The organism is Laceyella sacchari, assembly GCF_024927925.1.
GTDB classification, from domain to species: domain Bacteria; phylum Bacillota; class Bacilli; order Thermoactinomycetales; family Thermoactinomycetaceae; genus Laceyella; species Laceyella sacchari.
Window position 1 is genome coordinate 874,931 of the sequence record NZ_CP103866.1, and the last position, 21,655, is coordinate 896,585.

The window sequence follows — 21,655 nt, forward strand, 5'->3', positions numbered from 1 at the left end:
ATTAAATAGAGTAAAATAGTAGAGGTGTATATAAGTTCTTTTCCATCGAGAAGGGAGAAATGGCATCATGAGCAATCACAACCAACAAATCTTGCTGATTAACCGACCTAAAGGGATGCCGACTGAAGCGGATTTCAAGTGGGAAGAGATTCCGGTCCCCCAACCCAGTGAGGGGGAAGTGTTGGTCAAAACGCTCTATTTGTCAGTCGATCCATATATGCGAGGTCGTATGAATGATAGTAAATCTTACGTAGCTCCATTTGAACTGAACCAACCGATTTCCGGCGGCGTGATTGGCGAAGTGGTTGAATCCAAAGCGCCGGGGCTTGAAGCTGGGGATATCGTGGTTGGTATGCTGGATTGGAAAAAGTACCAAACGGTTTCCGTTCAAGGAGTGAAAAAAATTGATCCAACCGTCGCGCCGATCACGACTGCTTTGGGAGTGGTCGGTATGCCTGGACTAACCGCTTACTTCGGCCTGCTTGACATCGGTAAGCCACAACCCGGGGAGACCGTCGTGATTTCCGGAGCTGCCGGAGCGGTGGGCATGGTGGTTGGACAAATTGCCAAAATCAAAGGTTGCCGTGTGGTGGGTATTGCCGGGTCTGATGCAAAAGTAGAGTATTTGGTCAAGCAACTGGGCTTTGATGCAGCCATCAATTATAAGACGGCGACGAATTTAAAAGCGGCGTTGAAAGAAGCTTGCCCCAATGGAGTGGACATTTACTTCGACAATGTGGGTGGGGAAATTTCGGATGTGGTGATAACCTTAATCAATCCACATGCGCGAATTCCGTTGTGCGGTCAAATCGCATTGTACAATATGGAGAAAGTGGCGATAGGGCCGCGTATCCAGCCGTTGCTTTTGATCAATAAGGCGTTGATGAAAGGGTTTATCGTTGGCGATTACGCTGAGCGCTTTGAAGAGGGTACCCGCCAGCTGGCTCTTTGGGTCAAAGAAGGCAAGCTCCGGTATGAGGAAACCATCGTGGACGGATTTGAAAACTCCATCCAAGCGTTTTTGGGACTCTTCACCGGTGAGAACCTGGGCAAGCAATTGGTGAAAGTAGCCGAGCCTTCCAAGCGCTGACGGCTGAATAGGAGCATGGAACATGACCCGTTTCCCGTGACTGGGAAACGGGTTTTTGTGTGGTAAGGAATCACCCGTTGACATAAAAGTCGGAAAGGTGGTTAAATAAATAAAATATTCTAGTAAGGGAACCATTGACGCATGTGAAAATACAGTGGTTGATGGCGTAGCATGTTCCCTGCTTTAACAGGGTTAAGCGTTATGGCGTTAATTACAGACAGTGGAGATGAGGGGAGAGAGCCAGTGAATAAACAGGCGAGTCAAGATAAAGGGATAGTTGAGAATCTGCGGAACATGTCAGTGTTGCGTGAGGAGATGAACCGCATCAACGCACAAATGCTACACCTGCTGAATGAACGGGCGCGGGTGGCCATTGAGATCGGGGAAATCAAAAAACGGCAAAACCGGCCGATTGTCGATGAAAAACGAGAAAGGGAGATCATCGCCAAAATGCAGGAGGAAAATCAGGGTCCTGTCACAGATGAACAAGTAGCGCGTTTCTTCGGCAATTTATTCCAAATCGCCAAAGAATTGCAAGCGGTTCGCCGTTAACCTAACGAAAAGCCCCGCTGTCTGCGGTCGGACAGCAGGGGCTTTTGTCCTGGTGGAGAGAGAATTGGGGTTCTTTCCGGATTGTCAAGAAATTGACGAAAATTGCTTCATGTGTCATACTATGTTACCAAGTTAGTATTTTCTTTGTATTTATAACTAATTTTTGTAAATATTTTGAAGGGGGATTGGCGGATGGAATATGGCGTGATTATCTCAATCGGCATTTATATGGTAGCGATGCTGATCATTGGTTATTTCGCCTATAAGCGAACTTCGGACCTCTCTGATTATATGTTGGGCGGGCGGAATCTGGGTCCCGCGGTGACAGCCCTCAGTGCGGGCGCTTCCGATATGAGCGGCTGGCTACTGATGGGGTTGCCCGGTGCTATGTATGCAACAGGGATCAGCAGCGGCTGGATTGTATTGGGCTTGTGTGTGGGTGCTTATCTCAACTGGCTGTACGTGGCCCCGCGCTTACGAACATATACGGAAGTGGCGCAGAACGCGATCACCATTCCAGTCTACTTTGAAAACCGTTTCAAAGACCAATCCCGTATTTTGCGCGTAGTATCTGCATTGGTTATTTTTGTTTTCTTCACCTTCTATACCTCTTCTGGGATGGTGTCTGGCGGGGAGTTGTTTAAAACTGCGTTTGGGATGGATTATTTGTGGGGAGTTCTCATTTCTGCGGGTGTCGTAATTCTGTACACGCTGTTTGGCGGATTTTTGGCCGTCAGCTGGACAGACTTCGTCCAAGGAACCATCATGTTTGTGGCTTTGATCTTAGTGCCATTGGTTACAGTGATGGAGGCGGGTGGCCTCGGTTCGACGCTGGCCGAGATCAAAAGTATCGATCCGGCCTTGCTCGATGCGTTTAAAGGGACGAGCATGATTGGCATCATTTCCTTGCTGGCTTGGGGATTGGGATATTTCGGACAACCCCATATCATTGTGCGTTTTATGGCGCTCAGCTCGGTAAAAGAAGCGAAAAGCGCGCGCCGTATTGGCATGGGCTGGATGATCTTTTCGATCATTGGCGCGATGTTAACAGGCCTGTTTGGAATCGCTTACTTTAACAATGCCGGTATGAAGCTGGAAAATCCGGAAACGGTGTTTATCAAATTGGCTGATGTGCTGTTCCATCCGCTGATCACCGGTTTCTTGCTGGCGGCTATCCTGGCGGCAGTTATGAGTACGATTTCTTCCCAACTGTTGGTGACCTCAAGCGCGTTGACGGAAGACTTCTACAAAGCGTTCTTCCGCCGTTCGGCCACAGATAAGGAGCTGGTGTTGGTCGGACGCTTGTCACTCTTGGGTGTATCTTTGATCGCTTTGTATTTGTCCTTGAACCCCAACGAAACCATTCTCAACTTGGTGGGTTATGCGTGGGCCGGCTTCGGGGCCGCATTCGGACCGGTGGTGTTGATCAGCCTGTTCTGGAAACGGATGAACAAATGGGGAGCGCTTGCCGGCATGCTTACCGGGGCGGTTACCGTCATCGTATGGGAGCAAATTGAAGCGCTCAGCGAAGTGTATGAGATCATTCCTGGCTTTATCGCGTGTACGTTGGCTATTATCATCGTGAGCCTGCTTACGCCGAAACCACCGGCTGAGATTGAGGCTGAGTTTGATGAAATGGTGAGACAGACGCAAGTGTAATCGAAAAGAACCCATCGCCTCCTATCAAGGGCGGTGGGTTCTTTGCTTATTTATATGCAGGAACTTGCAACAATTGGTCAATGGTGACGAATTCGTAGCCTTGTTGCCGCAAGTGTTTGATGATGCGGGGGAGTGATGCGACGGTTGCGTCACGTGGTCCACCGGCATCATGTTGCAAGATGATGCTTCCCGGCAAGGCATGATTCTTGACTGTCTGAACGATATCTTCTGCCGTTCTTCCTTTTTTCCAGTCAAGCGTGTCAACATCCCATTGGATCATCTCATAACCCATTTGTTCCAAGCGTTTGATCTTGCCTTTGACCGCTCCGTATGGCGGGCGCATCAAGCGCAGGTCTTTGCCGATGATTTGTTTGACGGTGGCATTGGTTTGATTCATTTCTTGCACCAACTGCTGATCGGTCAAGCTGGGAAGGTACGGATGCCGCCATGTATGGCTACCGATCACATGTCCTTCATCATATATCCGCTTAAGCATGTTCGGATGGGCTTTGGCTTGCTGACCCAATACGAAGAATGTGGCGCGAATTCCGTTTTGCTTTAAGATGTCTAAAATTTGATTGGTATAACGATCATTTGGCCCATCGTCAAATGTCAACGCGACCCATTTCAGCCCGCGCGGACCGTGATAATGCATATGTTTCGATTCGGATTTGATCACGGTTTTTTGTAGTGCGGTCAATTCTGGCGGCAATTTGATGCGCTTAGGCATAGGTGAGAGCTTGGCGAGGTGTGAATGGTCTGCTTGCCATCCGGGTTCTGCGGATTGTTGGTTAAAGCAACCACTGAGCAATGCACTGCTCATAAGTATTGCCGCAAGAAGACCATATATTTTTTTTTGCATGGTAAATCTCCAATCCCTATAAATCTATTTATATCAATAATAAATTAATCTAAGATAAAATTTATCTACTTTGCTGAGCTGAACTTGACGATTTTGTGGACGTTTTTTTACGGATTGGTTTCAAAAAACGTCCGTGCGTTGGGCACGGACGTGTGAAGGGGAGAAGAGGAGGTCTGCTTGGCGATAAACCAATGCTTGGGGAAAGCGTATGTGTCGACAGGGTGTTAAAGCGATTCCAGATTAAATTGGCGATAAATTTCTTCTAAGGATTTATCTTTGGCGCGGGCGATGATCTGTTTGCGAATGGCAAATTGCTTTTGAGAAAATGCGAAGCGTCTTTCTAATCCGACGCCAAATGCGTCAGGATAATTGGCGATCATGGTGGGTGTAGGCTGTTCTGCAGGGTTCCATTCGTCCATGCGTTGCATGATATATTCATAGAGATGGGGATGTTCTTGAATGAGACGGTGCAGAACATATGTGCCGTAACTGATGTGCCGGGATTCGTCTTTTTTGATCAGGCGGATGCCTTCCATCAAGCCTGGCATGAGCCCCCGCTTTTCAAGTGCTTGCTCAAAAAACCAATAACCGGTTTCCGCGCCAACGCCTTCAATCAACATGTTGTATAACACGGCAGCATCAGCGAATGCTTCGGGGGAGTCGTCAGTCAACAGCCGGTTCATGGTGCGAGTGAGGGTATTGCTATCCTGTTGGGCCGCATCTGTGTCATACAAGTAAAGCTTGGGTACGCCACGTCGATTTAGATAGGGGGTCAAATCTTCGGTGACACCGAGTGTATTGATGAAAAGGCGGAAAAACTCCGTATGTTTGGCTTCTTCAAACAAAAACGTGGTCAAATACATCTCTTCTTCCAATCTTCCTTCACGGGCTACAGCAATCAGAAGCGGTAGCAAATCGACCGTCACTGCTTCTTCCCCAGCCAAGAAATTAACAATCATCCCCAGGATCTCTCTTTTTTGCTCCCCAGTGAAATGACTCCAATCTTTGACATCCTGTGTCAGGTCGATATCTTCCGGATTCCAGGTGCCCAGTCGTTTGGCTTTTTGATACAGGCGGTAAGGAACAGACTGCATATCCAGTCCTTTGCTCAACGTAATAATATGTCGTGTCAAGGAAACCCCTCCAATCATGAAATATGAACCGGCGGGTCAGTCGGTGCCACCCATACTACACCCATTGAAGAATGGGATCGAGTCTAATTTTATACCGAAAAATGCGATTTTTCTACCATTCCCTTCCGTTTGTGTGGCGAGTGGGAACGCGTTGCTTATATCGCATTCCGAGCGAGGCAATGGAAAGGGGGATTGACAAATTACAGATAATTATATAAAATTTAAATTAACAGATTAGAGATTGCCCTCATCGTTGCTATGGGTGAGGAAAATGGGAATTTGCACATCCAAAACCGACTATTCTGCTTGATTTTATAGAAAAAAACGGTGCGTTGTCGGTCCATGTTTCTTTTTACCGACGATAGCTTAACATATCCGATCCCCACGACGCTGGAAGACGGAGGCTGATAGGCATGAAAATATCGACAAGAGGCGAATACGCATTGCGCGCGCTGATCATCTTGGGGCAAGAACCGGCGCGAGTGATGACGATTAGCGACCTTGCGGACAAAACGCTGGTGCCGACAAGTTATTTGGAACACATCTTATTGCAACTCAAACATCTGGGGTATGTGGTCAGCCGGCGTGGAAGTCGTGGCGGATACCGGATCAACCGGCCGCCGGATCAGATTGTGATCGGAGAGATCATCCGCCAGTTGGAAGGGCCGTTGGCACCAATGGGTTGCGTGAGTGTGACTGCTTATGAGTCATGTGAATTGGAATCGATGTGCTTGCTCAGACCCTTATGGATGTCCATCAGGGAAACCGTCGCAAATCTATTGGAGAAGACCACGTTGGAAGATCTGCTGCGCGGCAAAGTGCCTCAGGCGGCAAAAGGATAAATAAAACATGAACTTCCCTCTCGGGATGTTAAAGCCATGACCACTATGGTTATGGCTTTTTTATATTGGCCGGAGTGGGTACCCTTCATTTTTGTGCTTGAAAATGTCGGATGGTGCCAGCCGCATCTTGCTAATCTATTGATGAGGGGGTGAGGTGCTTGTGAACCTGCTGCAACATATGAATGCAGCGCTCAGCTATATTGAAGACCATCTCGCTGACGACATCGACTTTAAAGAAGTGTCCCGGCGGGCGATGTGTTCGGAGTACCATTTTAAACGGATGTTTTCTTTTCTCGCCGGTGTGACGTTGTCCGAATACATTCGGCGCAGACGGCTCACCCTGGCCGCATTTGAACTGAAGGATCGCAATGTGCGGATCATCGATATTGCGATCAAATACGGATACAGCTCTGCGGATGCGTTTGCGCGGGCGTTTCAAGCCATGCATGGTGTGACACCATCCGAAGCCAGAAACAATGGAAAGCCGTTGAAAGCTTTTCCGCGGATGACTTTTCAATTGACTGTCAAAGGGGGAAACGAAATGAATTATCGCATCGAGGAGAAAAGTGCGTTTCGCATTGTCGGCATCAAAAAAAGAGTTCCACTGATTTATCAAGGGGTTAACCCGGAAATTGCCTCCATGTGGGCCAGCTTGGATGAGGCGAAGATCACTCGGTTGAAAAATCTCAGCAATGTCGAGCCGGTTGGTTTGCTTAGCGCATCTACGAATTTTTCTGAAGGGAGAAAGGAGGGAGGGGAACTGGATCATTACATTGGCGTGGCAACGACGCAAGCGTGCCCGGAAGATTTGGAGCAGCTGGAAGTGCCTCCTTTGACCTGGGCGGTATTTGAAGCAGTCGGTCCCTTTCCAAATACATTGCAAGAGACATGGGGGCGCATCTTCTCCGAATGGTTCCCATCTTCCGATTATGAACTGGCTGAGGGGCCGGAAATGTTGTGGAACGAGCACAAAGATATTTCATCGCCCAAGTTTCGTAGCGAGATATGGATTCCGATTCAGAAAAAGCGCCAATGAATAGATGGGATGCCCGCAATGGCCAATATAAGGCCTTGCGGGCATCGTTGCTTATGTCGGATCATTTGAAATATAATAAAAGCAAGTTGCAAAAAGGAGTGGTGACGATGATTGTGATGAACAGCAAGCTGAACACGACAGGACAAGACGTGGAGAATCCTTTTTGCTGTTAGTGCGGACGGGGGTTCTCCATGATCTGCCGCAGATCCTGATGATAGGAGGACTCACCATTGAATAAATGGACATGGGGCTGGACCCCTGCCTTGGAGGAAGCATTTGATCAGATCAAAGAGGACGGGCTCGCAGTTGGGCGCGTGACCCTTCAGCATAAACGCTTGTATCGTTTGCAGACCGAATACGGGGAGCTATTGGCGGAATTGACTGGCAAATTCCGCTATGAGACAACGAGAGTGGAAGAGTATCCTGCCGTGGGCGATTGGGTGGTCATTCGACCACGAGTGGCGGAGGGCAGAGCCTCCATTGAGGCTGTTTTGCCTCGCTTTAGCAGGTTTTCCCGCAAAGTGGCTGGCCGGACATGGGAGGAACAGATTGTTGCCGCCAACGTCGATACGGTATTCTTGGTCAACGCGTTGAACCAAGATTTTAATGTGCGACGGATCGAGCGTTATCTTACCTTGGCCTGGGAAAGCGGTGCGCAGCCGGTGATTGTGTTGAACAAGGCGGATTTGTATCCTGACGTGATTGACAAGGTGGCGCAAGTCGAAGCGGTGGCCTTGGGTGTGCCGATTCATGTGGTAAGTGGCTTGACCGGCAAGGGATTGGATGAATTGATGGCGTATTTGCAACCGGGAAAAACAGTGGCCTTGCTTGGTTCCTCCGGAGTGGGCAAATCCACCTTGACCAATTGCTTTTTGGGGACGGAACAGCAAGAAGTGCAAGCGGTTCGCGCTGGGGACGACAAAGGGAAACATACAACCACCTATCGAGAATTGTTTCTCTTGCCGCAAGGGGGATGCCTGATTGACACGCCGGGTATGCGTGGAATCAAACTTGTCGACCAGGAACACGGTGTGCAAGAGACATTTGAGGAGATTGAGCAGTTGGCGCTCTCTTGCCGTTTCACCGATTGCCAGCATCAGGGTGAACCAGGTTGCGCAGTGGAGCTCGCGTTGGCCGAAGGGCGCTTGGCGCCGAAACGCCTTGCTAATTACCGGAAGTTGCTTCGGGAGTTGGCGTATTATGAGCGCAAAGAAAACCGGCAGCTGGCTCACGCGGAAAAAGAGATATGGAAGAAAAGAAGCAGACAAGCGAAGATACATGCGCGCAAGTGATTAATACGTATGCGGCGCCCAATCCGGCGGAACATAACCGGATTGGGCGCTTTTTTGCATTTCGTTTAAGCATTCGCTGGGGTGGTATGGTAAAATCTCTGTTATTGGAAAGGGCCTCTATCTCGTAAACGGTGGCGGTAAACCCTGCCGGAAAGTTAGAGGCGTATGGAAAAATGAAGAGATTGAGTGAGGGTAGGGCATGCGAATAGAAGTCATAGCAACAGACTTGACTGATGCCAAATTGGCGGATCAGCATGGAGCTGACCGGATTGAACTGGTTACAGGTATGGCGGAAGGGGGATTAACTCCCAGTTACGGGTTGATTGAGGAAGTAGTGCGTCGCGTCACAATTCCGGCTTATGTGATGATCCGACCCCACAGCCGTTCGTTTTGTTACAGTCAGGATGATCTGGACACGATGATTAAAGATATCCAAACCGTGAAACGCCTAGGCGCGCCAGGAGTGGTCTTGGGGGCGCTGACCAAGGAAAAGACCATTGATGAAACGGCGCTGTCACTTTTGCTTGAGGCGGCGGAAGGGTTAGACATCACTTTTCATCGCGCATTTGATGAGGTGGTCGATCAGGAAGCGGCGCTAAAGGTGTTGCTCCGCTATCCGCAAGTGACGAGGGTGTTGACTTCCGGCGGCAAGCGTAGCGTGCTTGATGCGGTTCCGCAGATGGCGAAGCTGGTGCGCTTGGCTGAGGGAACCCACCTGACCATTCTGGCGGGTAGTGGCTTGACCGTTGAGTCGTTGCCTGCATTTAGCGCGCAAACAGGGGTGAAGGAAGTTCATTTTGGCTCGGGGGTGCGAGTGGGCGGCAAGTCTTTGGCTCCGATTGATCCTGCCAAGCTGGAGGCATTAAAAGCAATAGCTGATTCAAGCATATAAAAGAAGCATAAAGAAAGGCGACAAGCGGTCGCAAACAAGGGCTCCCGCCGGCACAATCGCCGTGGGAGCCTTAACTGTTTGGTTTTCATAAAAACCGAAGAGAAAGGGGAGGCGGTTTGGTAAGCTGATTCATAGGGAATGGAAACAAAGCCGATCCTAATCCAAGGTCGGCTTTTTATGGTTACACAGAGGAGGAAAGCGCATGACGACCATCATGATTGTGGAAGATGACGAGAAAATTGCGACACTGTTGCAAGAACATCTTTTCCGCTACGGATACAAAGCTGAGCGCGTTACTGATTTTACTGCGGTACTGGATGTATTTCTGGATATCCAACCGCAATTGGTGTTGCTTGATGTCAACTTGCCTATGTATGACGGATATTACTGGTGTCGCCAAATCCGCCGCCACTCGACGTGCCCTATCTTGTTTATCTCTGCTAGAGAGGGGCAAATGGATCAGGTGATGGCCTTGGAAAACGGCGCCGACGATTACATAACCAAACCATTTCATTATGAAGTGGTGATCGCCAAGATTCGTAGCCATCTTCGCCGCGCCTACGGTGAATACGCGGGGGGCGGTGTAGAACGGCGGGTGGAAGTGAATGGATTGACTCTTTTCCCGGAACGGCTGGAGTTGGCGTGGCAGGGCAGGAAAGTGGAATTGGGAGGCAAAGAGGCTTTGTTGCTTGAAGCGTTATTGAAGCGGCCTGGGCGTGTGGCGACCAGGGATGTATTATTGGAAATCCTGTGGAATGAGCAAGCGTTTGTGGATGATAACACGCTGAATGTGTATATCAACCGTGTTCGCGGCAAACTGAAAGAACTCGGCATCACAGGCCTGATCGAAACCGTGCGGGGAACGGGTTACCGCTTGAAACCTCCCGGGGAGGAAGGGGCATGAGGCTGTTCATTAGGGAGCATGGCTCGCTCATCGCCTTTACCCTGCTCCAGTGGGTGGCACTGTTGGGATTGATTTGGCTGGCCGGTTATCGGTCGATTCGCATCTTGGGGTATGTTTGGCTGTTGGGCGTGGTTTCATTTGCCGCTTTTCTCACATTCTTTTATTTGCGGAGACGTAGTATGTATCGGCGCTTGTCCCAATCGCTTGCGTCAATGGAAGATGCCCTTGTCGATCATCAACCATCCACACCGGCGGCAGAAGCGTTCGCGCAGTTGCTTCATGATCAATACCGATTGTACCAAGACCGATTACATGCTTATGAACAGCGGCAACAACGCCATCTCACCTTTATCAACCAATGGGTTCACCAGATGAAAACGCCGCTGTCCGTTGCTGATTTGCTGTTGCAAGAGGAAGAGACGCTGGCGGTGGACAGTGTGCGGGAAGAGTTGGATCGCTTGCGTGCTGGTCTTCAGATGATTTTGTACACCTCGCGTTTGGAAGCATTTGAACAAGATTTTCGCATCGAATCCCTGCCGCTGTCCGAGTTGGTGCAACAAGTGATTAAGGAGAACAAACGGCTATTTATCAGCAAGCGCGTCTTCCCCCGGTTGACGTTGGCGCCGGAAGCCCGGGTGATGTCTGACGCGAAATGGCTTGGCTTCGTCTTGCAACAGTTGTTGACCAATGCGGTGCGGTATTCCAGTGGCCGTAGCGAGCAGTTGCACGTGTCTATCCAGCGCGCAGGGGGTGCTTGGGAACTCACCATCAAGGATGAGGGAGTAGGCATTCCGCCCGCAGACTTGCCGCGCGTATTTGAGCCGTATTACACAGGAGAAAACGGCAGAAAATACAAGGAATCCACCGGGATGGGACTTTATCTGGTCCGGGAAATCTGCCGGAAGCTGGGGCATGCTGTGACGCTCCAATCTCAAGTGGGCGTGGGGACGAAGGTGACGATCACCTTTGGTCGGCAACCTTACACAAATGTAAGATAGGATTAAGACAGATCCATAGCAAGCCCGCGCAAAACCCATTATTCTGTTTCAAGAGCAAACGGCTTTTGAAAGGGGTTGTGCAACGCATGGAAATCGTGAAAGTATCAAATCTGAGCAAAACATATGGCGGGAGCATGCCATTCCGCGCCTTGAAAGATATCAACTTATCGATTGACAAAGGTGAATTCCTCGGGATCATGGGGCCTTCGGGCAGTGGGAAGACCACATTACTCAACATGATCTCAACCATCGACCATCCCAGTTCCGGCGAAGTCTGGATCAATGGGCAGAATCCGCATCAGTTGAAGAAAAACCAATTGGCCATGTTTCGGCGCCGAGAACTAGGTTTTGTGTTTCAGGATTTCAATCTGCTGGATACCTTGACCTTGGGTGAAAACATTGTCTTGCCGCTAACTTTGGATCGGTGTCCTGTTCCTGAAATGGATCGCAAGTTGGCGGAGATTGCCGCCAAGTTGGGAATTGACACCATTCTGGACAAGCGCACGTATGAAGTGTCGGGCGGTCAGCGGCAACGAGCGGCCATCGCACGCGCGCTCATCCACTCCCCGTCCTTGGTGATGGCGGACGAACCCACGGGTAATCTTGATTCCAAAGCGTCGCGCGACGTGATGGAGACGCTGGAGCGCCTTAATCGCGACGAAGAAGCGACCATGATGATGGTAACTCATGATCCGATGGCAGCCAGCTACTGCGACAGGGTTATTTTCATCAAAGACGGCCAACTGTACAATGAGATCCACCGCGGTGACAATCGAAAGGTGTTTTATCAGCAGATAATTGATGTGTTGGCATTGTTGGGAGGGAATGCGCATGAAATTCCATCAGTTCGCGTATAACAATGTCCGGCGCAATATCCGTACGTATAGTGCCTATCTGTTGAGTAGCACGTTTGCGGTGATGATTTTCTTTGTTTATGCCATGTTCATTTACCATCCGCAATTGGCAGATGGCTCAGTCAGCCGGATGGTTAAAATCGGCATGCAGGCGGCGGAATATGTCATATTTGGTTTTTCATTTTTGTTTTTACTTTACTCGGTGGGCGGATTTTTGAAGGCCCGCAAAAAAGAGTTTGGCTTGTTGGCAATGCTCGGCATGACACGGGTGCAGCTGAACCAACTCGTCTTTCTTGAAAACATGCTGATTGGCCTGTTATCCGTCGGGATGGGTGTGATGTTGGGCTTGCTGGTGGTGAAAGCTTTCTTTATTTTTGCCGCGTACGCGTTAGAAATGCCGGAGCTACCATTTTACTGGCCGGCGGATGCGCTTAAGCTGACCATCTTGTCGTTCTTGTGCATGTTTGTGGTGATTTCGCTGATGACACTGTTTTTGGTGCGCAATCAGCAGGTGATTGCATTATTGCAGAGCGCGAACAAACCGAAGCCGGAACCGAAAGCGTCCATTTTCTTGGCGTTGGTGGCGTTTGCCTGCCTAGCTGGTGCCTATGGTATTGCGCTCACTAAGTTTTCAAGCGACACCATGTTGCTGATATTGGGATTGGCCATTGTCGGCACGTATTTCTTATTCACGCAGTTGAGCGTGTTTGTCATTCGCTGGCTGAAGCGTCGCCGAAGCTTTTATCAGCGTGGTACCAATTTATTATGGTTGTCTGACTTGGCCTATCGTATGAAAGACAATGCGCGGATGTTGTTTTTGGTGACGATCGTGTCTGCAGTTGCGTTTACCGCAACAGGTACATTCCTGTACTTCAAACAGCAGGCCCGGATGATGTTGGAAGTAAATCCGTATCCGTTCATTTATGTATCAAGTCCCGACAATCCAAAGGCTAACGCCGATTTGGCCCGGATTGACCGTGAATTGTCCCGAGAGCAGGTGCAGGCAGAGAGAATCACCCTTCCGGTTCGCTATTATATGCCCACACAAGGAGATAAAAGAGTGGCTATTATCCGCCAATCTGACTACAACCGCCTGGCTCGTCTGCTTGACCGGGACCCGATACATGTGCGCGGACAGGCGGGTTGGCTTTTGCGGTCAAAAGATAAAGAAAACGATTTGGAGGAAATGAAGCGCATCACCTTCAAAGAGAACGGCAACGTCTTTCACATTGATCGGTCGATCGTTGGCACTATTCTGCCTTACTCCCCAGGCGATTTGGTGGTTGCTGACACAGCATTTACCAAATTGACGAAACCGGCCAAACAAGAAATATTTACTTTCTATATTGTCGACAAATGGATGGGGCAGGAACCCAAAGCAGGTTCTGTGGAACATCGGGTGAGTGAAAAATTGGCAAGCATGTTCCCCTTCAACATAGAGGCGAAAGGGGAATTGTTGGAGCGGGCGACAGTATATCTGACATTTAAGCAATTTACCAGTGTGTCCATGTTTATCGGGATGTTTATTGTGTTTATCTTCTTCATGGCAGCAGGTAGTTTCTTGTATTTCCGCCTCTACGCCGACTTGGACCAAGACAGCAAACGGTATCAGGCTATCAGCAAGCTGGGGTTGACGGAACGTGAGCTGGCAAGAGCCAACACTGTGCAGATGGCGCTGTTGTTCTTCGTTCCCTTTATTGTGGCTGTGGTGCATTCGATCGTTGCGTTGATGGCATTGCAGGAAGATCTGCAAACGCCGGTGATCGGGCCGGCCACAGTCGGTATCGGCTCGTTTTTCTTGTTGCAGTTCGTATATTTCCTGATTGTGCGGAGCAGTTATTTAAAATCACTGAAACGCGTGTTAAGCTGATGTGTCTGTTGTTTCTCTCAAGATTTGTGGCGGAATGGGCCATACTATAGTCAGAATTAGCCACAATGAAAGAGGGATGGAAATGACGACGCAAGCAGTATATGACGTGCTAAACAAACAGGTTGCCAATTGGTCGGTGCTTTATGTCAAATTGCACAATTACCATTGGTTTGTCAAAGGGGATCAGTTCTTCGAACTGCATAAGAAGTTCGAGGAGTATTATACGGAGGCGGCCGGTTATATCGACGAGTTGGCCGAGCGCTTGCTGGCGATCGGCGGAAAACCGGTCGCCACGATGAAAGAATATCTCAGCTTAGCTTCCATCACGGAAGGGACGGGCAATGAAACCGCTGAGCAAATGGTGAATAACCTGATCACCGACTTTAACACCTTGGTGGATGAATTGAAACAAGGCATCGATATCGCGGATCAAGCCGGTGATGAATCTACTGCTGATATGTTGACGCACATTCGCACCAGCTTGGAAAAACATCTCTGGATGTTGAATGCATATATGGCATAACTGATGTGGCAGCTTGCAATCAAGTGGAGCACCAAATGCAATCCAGCCCCTCTGTTTTAAGAGGGGCTGGATTGCGTTTGGTGCAGTGGGATGAAAGAAATGCAAAGGTTTAATGGAGAATGGAGAGCAAAATTGCCAGTAAACTCGACGGTTGGTTTTGTTCGCTTTCGATGACGAAAGATAGACTCACCGCCAACATGGCAAACATGATGAGGCTATAGATGAGCAATATTTTTTTCAATGAAGAACCCTCCAAGATGATTGGCACAGATCACTATTCACCCATATTATATCACCCGATGCTTGTTGTTTTTAGTTGGAGAAGCGTCGCCATTTAAAATTTTTAAGTTGAGATCTCTTTCAACAATGGCGTATAAAAAAGCGTTGACTGTTGCGTCGCTGTTTGGCATGAAAAGCAATGCACTCTATTTTTTGATACCGCCCATACTCAGATCGCCCCTTTCTGTGTAAAAATGAGGGTAAGCAGTTATTCTGAAAGCCATCGAAACGGAACACATTCTATGGTTCAGTTGCCGGTTGATGCCGATGGCAGGCTTTGATTGCATCCGCCGGCTAGACGAAGAGTAAGGGAGAGAAGGGCTTATGACGGCAAAAAACTGGAAAAAGGGCGCACGTTTGCACGGTTTTGTCCTGCGCGATGAACAAAGGGTGGAAGCAATCGATGCCACTGCCAGGCTGTTTGAGCATGAAAAGACTGGTGCGAAGCTGTTGCAATTGGCGAATAGAGATCCCAACAAGGTGTTTGCAGTCAGTTTTAAAACATTGCCACAAGACGATACAGGGTTGACGCATATTTTGGAGCATTCCGTCTTGTGCGGTTCCCGTAAATATCCGGTGAAGCAACCATTCAAAGAGATGTTGAAAGGATCGTTGTCCACTTATCTCAATGCCTTGACTTTCTCAGACAAAACAGTGTATCCGGTGGCCAGCCGCAATTGGCGAGATTTTCTCAACTTGGTTTCGGTGTATGTGGATGCCGTGTTTTTTCCGAAGATTCATGAGACGCCGGAAATCTTCTTACAGGAGGGATGGCATTACGCGTTATCTGCACCGTCTGCTCCGTTGACGATCAGCGGCGTCGTATACAATGAGATGAAAGGGGTTTATTCCTCCCCTGATTCGTTGTTGGGACGGACGGCCAAAATCATCATGTATCCGGACACCCCTTACGGGTTTGATTCAGGAGGGAACCCGGACCGCATTCCTGATCTCTCATTATCACAATTTTTGATGTACCACCGCACCCATTACCATCCATCCAACAGTTATTTTTATTTGTATGGCGACGGTGAACTGGAGGAAGTGTTGCGATTGTTGCAAGAAGAAGCGCTCGCATCCTTTGAGAAACAAGTATTGACCCACCGTTCGTTGGTGCAACCGCCCTTTTCGTCTCCAGTGGTGAAAACGGTCGCCTATCCGGCGGCGAGCACCGCGGGGCGAACCATGTACAGTGCTTCCTATGCGGTCGGGGAAGCGACGGACCCCCTCCAGATGATGATGCTGACCCTGATGGCGTATGTCCTTTTTCACAGTCCGGCATCTCCGTTGAAGCAGGCACTGTTGGATGCTGGCGTGGGCAAAGTGGTATCCGGACAGATCGATTCCTCCATGCGCAAACCGATGTTCAGCGTGTTTGTAAAACATGCGGAGTCAGGGGCGTTGGATCTTTTCCGTCGCGTGTTGACGGACACACTGCGTCGGTTAGTGGAGGATGGCATCGATCCTGACTTGCTGCATGCGGGTATCAACTGGCTGGAAGTGACGTTAAGGGAGCCGGATCAAGGCGGCCCGGCTGGACTCACTTATTTATTCAAAGTGATGAGCAGTTGGTTGCACGGCGGTGATCCATTGGCCCATTTGCGCCATGATAAGACACTTTCGGCCTTGCGTGCTTATGTGCAAAAAGGTGGCGGCGAACAATGGATTCAAAAGAACTTGTTGGATAACCATCATGCTTCGTTTTTGACGTTGGAGCCCAGTGTGACACTGGCAGAAGAGAGGGAACGGCAACAGAGGCAGAAGCTTGCGCGGATCAAAGATACTTTGTCGGCGGCGGATATCAAGCGGCTCATTGAGCAAACTCAGCGGTTGCAAGCGAGGCAGCAGGCGGCCGATCCGGCGGAAGCCTTGGCATGCTTACCCTTATTGAGCTTAAATGAACTCCCGGCTCATCCGAACCCCATCCCGTTGGAGCAAACCGCTGTGCAAGGGGTACCTGTTTTGTTCACGCCGCATGACACCAAAGGCATCCATTATCTCCAACTCTCGTTTGACACGAAAGCAGTACCGGAAGAGCATTTCCCCTATATCGCGCTCTTGGCTTATGTGCTGGGAAAAATGGGCACCAAGCGATATACCTACGGTCAATTGGCCAATGCCGTTCACCTGTTGACCGGCGGTTTGCAATGCAAGGTGCAAACGTACCAGCAAACACAATCGGCGCCGACGGTTGCGACGGTGTTTCATGTCAATGTGAAGCTCTTGTCCCACCAATGGCCGACACTCTCAGATCTGTTACATGAAATTTTGAGTTTGACCCACTTTACTGATCATGGGCGCTTGTTGCAATTGATCAGGGAGTTTAAAGCGCAACGGGAGACACTGCTTTTGCGTAGCGGCCACCAATTTGCAGTGATGCGCCTCGCTTCCTCGCTGTCGTACAAAGGACGGTGCGATGAGCTGTTGCACGGCATCGGTTTGCATCGGTTCTTGAGCCGGTTGGAACGGGAGTTTGCGCAACGGGCTGACGATATTGCCAAGCGGTTGCAACAGACTGCGCGCTTGATTTTCCGGCGCGACGCGCTAACGGTGCATCGGGTGGCGGCGGAAGGGGAAGCTGGAGAGCATCTGCCGCGTTTTTTGGAACAGTGGGTGCCGACCCTTGGGATGGAGGCGGCTGCTCCGCAAGTGCACCAGCAAGCGCATCAGGTGGTAAACCACAAACAAAACGAGGCATTTTTCGGCCCGGGACGGGTGCAGTATGTCGCCAAGGGCGGCGGGTTGTTCACGGCCGGCGGACGCTATGAAGGGCGGTGGATGGTACTAAAAACGTTGTTAGAGACGGAGTATTTGTGGAATCGGATTCGGGTACGGGGAGGGGCGTATGGCGCAATGTGCAGTTTGAGCCGCACGGGTGCGCTTGCATTCGTCTCCTATCGAGATCCAAATCTGACAGAGACTTTGCAGGTGTATCAAGAGATTCCGGCTTATTTGCGGCGGTTGAACCCCAGTCGGGAAGAATGGTACCGCCTGCTGATCGGCACTCTCCGTAAGTTAGACCCTGCTCGTTCTGCCGGCCAAAAGGGCGAGGCGGCACTGATACGCCATTTCAGCGGAATCACGGAGGAGATGGTGCGGGAAGAATGGGCGCAGGTATTGCAGACAAATGTCAATGATGTGCGGGAATTGGCGCCAGTAGTAGAAGCAGTGTTAAAAGAGGGGGCTGCCTGCGTCATTGGCGGTGAAGGGAAGATTAAAGCCCACGCGGACTTGTTTGACCGGATTGAACCGCTTACTTGATAGCGGTCAAGATCTTCTCTCATTGAACTATGAAAGAACCTGATTGTACCGATTTTGAAAGATTTGTCTTGATAATATTTTTTATTTTCCTGTAGGGTTGATGATGGAGGTCGTGGACAAAGGAGTGGAAATAAAAGTGAAAGGTGACAACATGCCGACGACTCCGGTGCTTCGCATACGAGACTTAACTAAAACCATCGGTAAACGAACCATCATCGACCGCGTTTCGTTTGATGTGAATCCAGGTGAGGTTTTTGGTCTGTTGGGTCCCAACGGAGCGGGAAAAACGACGATCATCCGCATGATTGTCGGGTTGATGGCCGCGACTGAAGGGGAAGTATTCATCAACGGAGTCAGTCTACAAAAACAGTTTGAAGAAGCGATTCAACATGTAGGAGCGATTGTGGAGAATCCGGAGCTGTACAAATTTATGACTGGCTATCAAAACCTCCTGCATTTTGCCAATATGGTGGAAGGGGTCTCTCCAGAATGGATCGAAGAAGTGATCGCGCTGGTGAGGCTGGACGAACGGATTGATGAACCGGTCAAAACGTACTCGCTGGGTATGCGGCAACGGCTGGGTGTGGCACAAGCGATTTTGCATCGGCCATCGCTGTTGATTTTGGATGAACCGACCAACGGGTTGGATCCCGCTGGCATTCGCGAGTTGCGCGACTACTTGAGGTGGTTGGCCCAGTCAGAAGGGATTGCGGTCTTGGTTTCCAGCCACCTATTGTCTGAAATGGAGTTAATGTGTGACCGAGTCGCGATTATTCAGCATGGCCGGTTGATTGATGTGAAAAAAGTGGATGAGTGGGGAACGGAGCAGACAGGCGCCATGCCGGTGGAATTTGAAGTGGACCGTTTGGACCGTGTGGCGGATGTGCTTTGCCAATTAGGTTGGTCACAACCGTGGACGGAAGCGCCGCGCGGGTTCGCTATGGAATTGGAACGAGCCCAGATCGCCGATCTCAATGCCGCACTGGTGGCCAACGGTGTAAAAGTATATGCCATCAAGGCTCTGGAAAAACGGTTGGAGGACCGTTTCCTGGAGATCACGGGAGGTGAGACGGTTGGGTAAGTTTGTACGGTTGGTCAAAAATGAGTGGCTCAAAGTATTTGTGCGACCCCGGACTGCGGTCTTGCTGGCAACCCTGATCGCCTTGGTTTTTGGGACAGCCCTGTTTTTGGCATATGTGGCTTCTGCATCCCAAGTTGGTTCCGACCTGTGGGGGTTTGCGTATCAATGTAGTTATCTGCTTATCTTGCCGTTGGTTTTGTCGATGATTGTTGCCGGGGATATCGTTTCCAGTGAGTTCAATTGGGGAACAATCAAGCTGTTGCTCATTCGCCCCGCCAACCGGACCAAAATCTTGTACGCCAAGTATGCGGCCGCGGTGTTGTTCAGCGTGTTTTGTCTTGTTTTATTTTTTGTCGCGAGTTTATTGTTCGGTTTAGTCTTTTTCGGATGGGGTCCCCTCGATCAGATCGGTGGTCAGATCCTGGCTGAGTATGGATATTATTTGATTGAAACGGTGATGATGGTAACTTTGGCCTTTGCTGTTTCCACCGTCTCCCGCAGCAGTTCACTGGGAATCGGCTTGAGCATATTCCTGAAGTTCATTGGTATGTTCTTGGTGGGAATCCTCCAATCATTTGAGATGGAATGGGGTAAATACCTGTTGGCGGCCAATCTGGACCTGGGGCAGTATGAGGCGGGACAGCCGATCCCGTTCCCGGGGATGAGCGTCGGTTTTTCCGTCGTCATCTTGGTACTGCATTTTTTATTGTTTCATGCAGTGGCTTGGGTGTCTTTTACCAAGCGGGACGTGGCTGTGTAATACAAAACGACTGTTCTCCGGGCAGGGGAATGGTCGTTTGTTTTGTGACAGGGGAATCTTTGGTTTTTCCGAAAAACAAGAAGGAATTTATAGTATTGTTAATCAATTTATAAAAGATATGTTGTTTTTGGGGATGCATGCGGATGGTCAAACATCGTTGTCACAAATGCCTTGGCAAACATGGTTCAAGTCATTTGCAACAAGGACAAGCCTGAGAACGGATCAATCGGAGAACCGCCGTAAACGGAAGCCGTGATCGGGCCGGCAACAAGGCTTCCGTGGCGTTACTCTCTAATCGATTTCCTCTTCTGCTGAAAAAGCGAACAAGCCGTCTTTATCTGCTTCCGAGCCGTCCGTAAGAGCGTCTTCAAACAAATCCTCCAACAGTTCGGTTGCAAGCCAACCCGCCGCAAAGCCGCCAATCGCTCCCGTAGACCGGGACCACTTTTGGTGGTAGTTGTGGTAAAACGTTTTTTTGTCATGTGCAAATGATAAAGGGGAGGAAATCATTTCGGCGATGATTTGCTTCAGCTGATCGGTCAACTCTGAGCCCTGTTCCAATAGACGATTGTCCAGGTAGATTTCCCGTTTGACCTCTTTTTTGGCCATAAATGAAGGGATATCTACTTCAATCAACATATGGATGCTCTCATCCTCTATTTTGGCGACAAACTCAAGCTCTTTGATGTCGCCGCAAAATAGGGAGGTGGGTGCGAACTTGAACTCTTGCAAATGCCCGTCGAAGGAGCGCGAGCTGTACTTTTCGGTGAATCCGAGTTCAGACAGGGCGGCAAACACCTGCTTCAATCGAGGAGGAGCTTGAATGATGACGGGATCATGGTCTTTATGGTCAATCGCTTCAGCGATGTCCAAATGGGTGATAAAGGTGTAAGAGATAGCGTGGCCCGACAGCAAGAGATTGGTGGGTAAGGAATAAGTAAAAGGCAACACTTTCTGTTTCCCAGGTTGGATGGTGAACGCCTCGTGGAAAGGGAAACGTTCAATCAGATGAGTGAAAATTTGTTCTTTGCCATGGAGTTGAACCACAAAATCAATATCGATTTTGTTGATTTCCTGCGCAACAGCCCCACCAAGTATCATTAATTCTCCGTGGATCGTTTCACCTGAAGCATATTCTTCTTTATCGAGAATAAGATCAACTTTGGCTCCGCCTTTGCCGAGTTTGGCCATAAATTTTTTGAATACCATGGGTCTGTCTCCTTTTTTTAAATAAATATACCTGATTATTCCGCTGTTAAAACCGATTGCTTGATGTGCTCTTGCACAAGCGCTGATGGTTTGGCAAAGCATTGGCCTTACGCATGACGGAATAATGCTGAATCTTATGAATTTGCCGATGGTTGATCTTTGATGAGAGAGTTGACCGGGCATCATTCTCTGATTCGGATCAAGGAGGGACGCAGGATGGGAAGTTTCATGCACGAGAGGCAGGAGAGATTGAGAGAAGAAGTACAAAGCCGGAAGTTGATGCGAGTTGCACCGGTGGGTCGGGAGAAAAGCGATGTCGAATGGTCATTAAAACAGCTAGGGATGGATTGTATGTGGGAAAAATCGGAAACCGGAGCGCACACGGTTTCTGTGTATGGAGAATTGGCCCGCCAGATGGGGCGGATGGTTGTGATTTATGACAAGCACAACCGGGTGAGCGAGTGTCATGCATTTCATCCGTGCCATGTGGATGAGATCGAGTGGGTAAAAAGATCGTAGCATTCCGCCCTTTGTGGGCGGTTTTTTTCATGGCTGGGT

Annotated in this window: 21 protein-coding genes; 17 read left to right on the forward strand and 4 right to left on the reverse strand. The window is 49.5% G+C overall.

Annotated elements, in window-relative coordinates:
• The first annotated feature begins 67 nt into the window (after positions 1–67).
• The 3 genes from NYR52_RS04430 (at position 68) to putP (ending at position 3,301) form a co-directional block, all read left to right on the forward strand.
• Positions 68–1,090 carry an NADP-dependent oxidoreductase gene (locus tag NYR52_RS04430; RefSeq protein ID WP_259436386.1) on the forward strand — a complete coding sequence of 341 codons (1,023 nt, stop codon included), beginning with the start codon at positions 68–70 and terminating at the stop codon, positions 1,088–1,090.
• Between the two features lie 201 nt (positions 1,091–1,291).
• Positions 1,292–1,642, forward strand: a complete 351-nt coding sequence (locus NYR52_RS04435) for a chorismate mutase (protein WP_259436387.1) — start codon at positions 1,292–1,294, stop codon at positions 1,640–1,642.
• A gap of 192 nt (positions 1,643–1,834) precedes the next feature.
• Positions 1,835–3,301: a sodium/proline symporter PutP gene (gene putP / locus NYR52_RS04440; protein ID WP_132219821.1), complete on the forward strand. Its 1,467-nt coding sequence runs from the start codon at positions 1,835–1,837 to the stop codon at positions 3,299–3,301.
• A 46-nt stretch (positions 3,302–3,347) separates the two neighbouring features.
• Here the strand turns inward: putP and NYR52_RS04445 are convergent, their stop codons facing one another.
• Positions 3,348–4,163 carry a polysaccharide deacetylase family protein gene (locus NYR52_RS04445; protein ID WP_246026821.1) on the reverse strand — a complete coding sequence of 272 codons (816 nt, stop codon included), beginning with the start codon at positions 4,161–4,163 and terminating at the stop codon, positions 3,348–3,350.
• A 224-nt stretch (positions 4,164–4,387) separates the two neighbouring features.
• Positions 4,388–5,296, reverse strand: coding sequence for a R2-like ligand-binding oxidase (locus NYR52_RS04450; protein ID WP_246026822.1), 909 nt, complete (start codon positions 5,294–5,296; stop codon positions 4,388–4,390).
• 413 nt (positions 5,297–5,709) lie between these two features.
• Here NYR52_RS04450 and NYR52_RS04455 point away from each other — a divergent pair, with 413 nt between their 5' ends.
• The 10 genes from NYR52_RS04455 (at position 5,710) to NYR52_RS04500 (ending at position 14,507) form a co-directional block, all read left to right on the forward strand.
• Complete coding sequence (locus NYR52_RS04455) at positions 5,710–6,138, forward strand: RrF2 family transcriptional regulator (RefSeq protein WP_132219823.1); 429 nt, start codon at positions 5,710–5,712, stop codon at positions 6,136–6,138.
• A gap of 160 nt (positions 6,139–6,298) precedes the next feature.
• Positions 6,299–7,174 carry an AraC family transcriptional regulator gene (locus NYR52_RS04460; protein ID WP_259436388.1) on the forward strand — a complete coding sequence of 292 codons (876 nt, stop codon included), beginning with the start codon at positions 6,299–6,301 and terminating at the stop codon, positions 7,172–7,174.
• Complete coding sequence (locus NYR52_RS04465) at positions 7,171–7,347, forward strand: hypothetical protein (protein WP_158283188.1); 177 nt, start codon at positions 7,171–7,173, stop codon at positions 7,345–7,347. Before NYR52_RS04460 ends, NYR52_RS04465 begins: the two co-directional genes overlap by 4 nt.
• Positions 7,348–7,404: 57 nt before the next feature.
• On the forward strand, positions 7,405–8,466 hold the full coding sequence (rsgA, locus tag NYR52_RS04470) for a ribosome small subunit-dependent GTPase A (RefSeq protein ID WP_375163175.1): 1,062 nt from the start codon (positions 7,405–7,407) through the stop codon (positions 8,464–8,466).
• 199 nt (positions 8,467–8,665) lie between these two features.
• Entirely contained in the window at positions 8,666–9,358 is a 693-nt protein-coding gene (locus NYR52_RS04475; RefSeq protein WP_259436389.1) for a copper homeostasis protein CutC, read from the forward strand.
• 202 nt (positions 9,359–9,560) lie between these two features.
• Complete coding sequence (locus tag NYR52_RS04480; protein WP_132219827.1) at positions 9,561–10,262, forward strand: response regulator transcription factor; 702 nt, start codon at positions 9,561–9,563, stop codon at positions 10,260–10,262.
• Positions 10,259–11,260: a sensor histidine kinase gene (locus tag NYR52_RS04485; RefSeq protein ID WP_259436390.1), complete on the forward strand. Its 1,002-nt coding sequence runs from the start codon at positions 10,259–10,261 to the stop codon at positions 11,258–11,260. Before NYR52_RS04480 ends, NYR52_RS04485 begins: the two co-directional genes overlap by 4 nt.
• Before the next feature lie 86 nt (positions 11,261–11,346).
• Positions 11,347–12,117 (forward strand): ABC transporter ATP-binding protein, encoded by a 771-nt coding sequence (locus NYR52_RS04490; protein ID WP_022735769.1) that lies wholly within the window; start codon positions 11,347–11,349, stop codon positions 12,115–12,117.
• The gene (locus NYR52_RS04495; protein ID WP_259436391.1) at positions 12,092–13,984 is read left to right on the forward strand and encodes an FtsX-like permease family protein; all 1,893 of its coding nucleotides are present in this window, start codon (positions 12,092–12,094) and stop codon (positions 13,982–13,984) included. Before NYR52_RS04490 ends, NYR52_RS04495 begins: the two co-directional genes overlap by 26 nt.
• Before the next feature lie 82 nt (positions 13,985–14,066).
• The gene (locus NYR52_RS04500) at positions 14,067–14,507 is read left to right on the forward strand and encodes a Dps family protein (RefSeq protein ID WP_022735771.1); all 441 of its coding nucleotides are present in this window, start codon (positions 14,067–14,069) and stop codon (positions 14,505–14,507) included.
• 109 nt (positions 14,508–14,616) lie between these two features.
• On the opposite strand, the gene NYR52_RS04505 is transcribed toward NYR52_RS04500, so the two are convergent.
• A complete protein-coding gene (locus tag NYR52_RS04505; protein ID WP_022735772.1) occupies positions 14,617–14,748 on the reverse strand; it encodes a hypothetical protein in 132 nt (43 codons plus the stop codon).
• A gap of 362 nt (positions 14,749–15,110) precedes the next feature.
• Here NYR52_RS04505 and NYR52_RS04510 point away from each other — a divergent pair, with 362 nt between their 5' ends.
• The 3 genes from NYR52_RS04510 to NYR52_RS04520 all read left to right on the forward strand — a co-directional run bounded on the left by NYR52_RS04510 (position 15,111) and on the right by NYR52_RS04520 (position 19,888).
• A complete protein-coding gene (locus tag NYR52_RS04510) occupies positions 15,111–18,047 on the forward strand; it encodes an insulinase family protein (RefSeq protein WP_259436392.1) in 2,937 nt (978 codons plus the stop codon).
• A gap of 151 nt (positions 18,048–18,198) precedes the next feature.
• A complete protein-coding gene (locus NYR52_RS04515) occupies positions 18,199–19,128 on the forward strand; it encodes an ABC transporter ATP-binding protein (RefSeq protein ID WP_132220891.1) in 930 nt (309 codons plus the stop codon).
• Positions 19,121–19,888 carry an ABC transporter permease gene (locus tag NYR52_RS04520; RefSeq protein ID WP_158283190.1) on the forward strand — a complete coding sequence of 256 codons (768 nt, stop codon included), beginning with the start codon at positions 19,121–19,123 and terminating at the stop codon, positions 19,886–19,888. Before NYR52_RS04515 ends, NYR52_RS04520 begins: the two co-directional genes overlap by 8 nt.
• A gap of 291 nt (positions 19,889–20,179) precedes the next feature.
• Here NYR52_RS04520 and NYR52_RS04525 read toward each other — a convergent pair whose 3' ends face one another.
• Positions 20,180–21,097 (reverse strand): sporulation protein, encoded by a 918-nt coding sequence (locus tag NYR52_RS04525; protein ID WP_259436393.1) that lies wholly within the window; start codon positions 21,095–21,097, stop codon positions 20,180–20,182.
• A gap of 216 nt (positions 21,098–21,313) precedes the next feature.
• Here NYR52_RS04525 and NYR52_RS04530 point away from each other — a divergent pair, with 216 nt between their 5' ends.
• Positions 21,314–21,616: a hypothetical protein gene (locus NYR52_RS04530; RefSeq protein ID WP_259436394.1), complete on the forward strand. Its 303-nt coding sequence runs from the start codon at positions 21,314–21,316 to the stop codon at positions 21,614–21,616.
• Positions 21,617–21,655 lie beyond the last annotated feature (39 nt).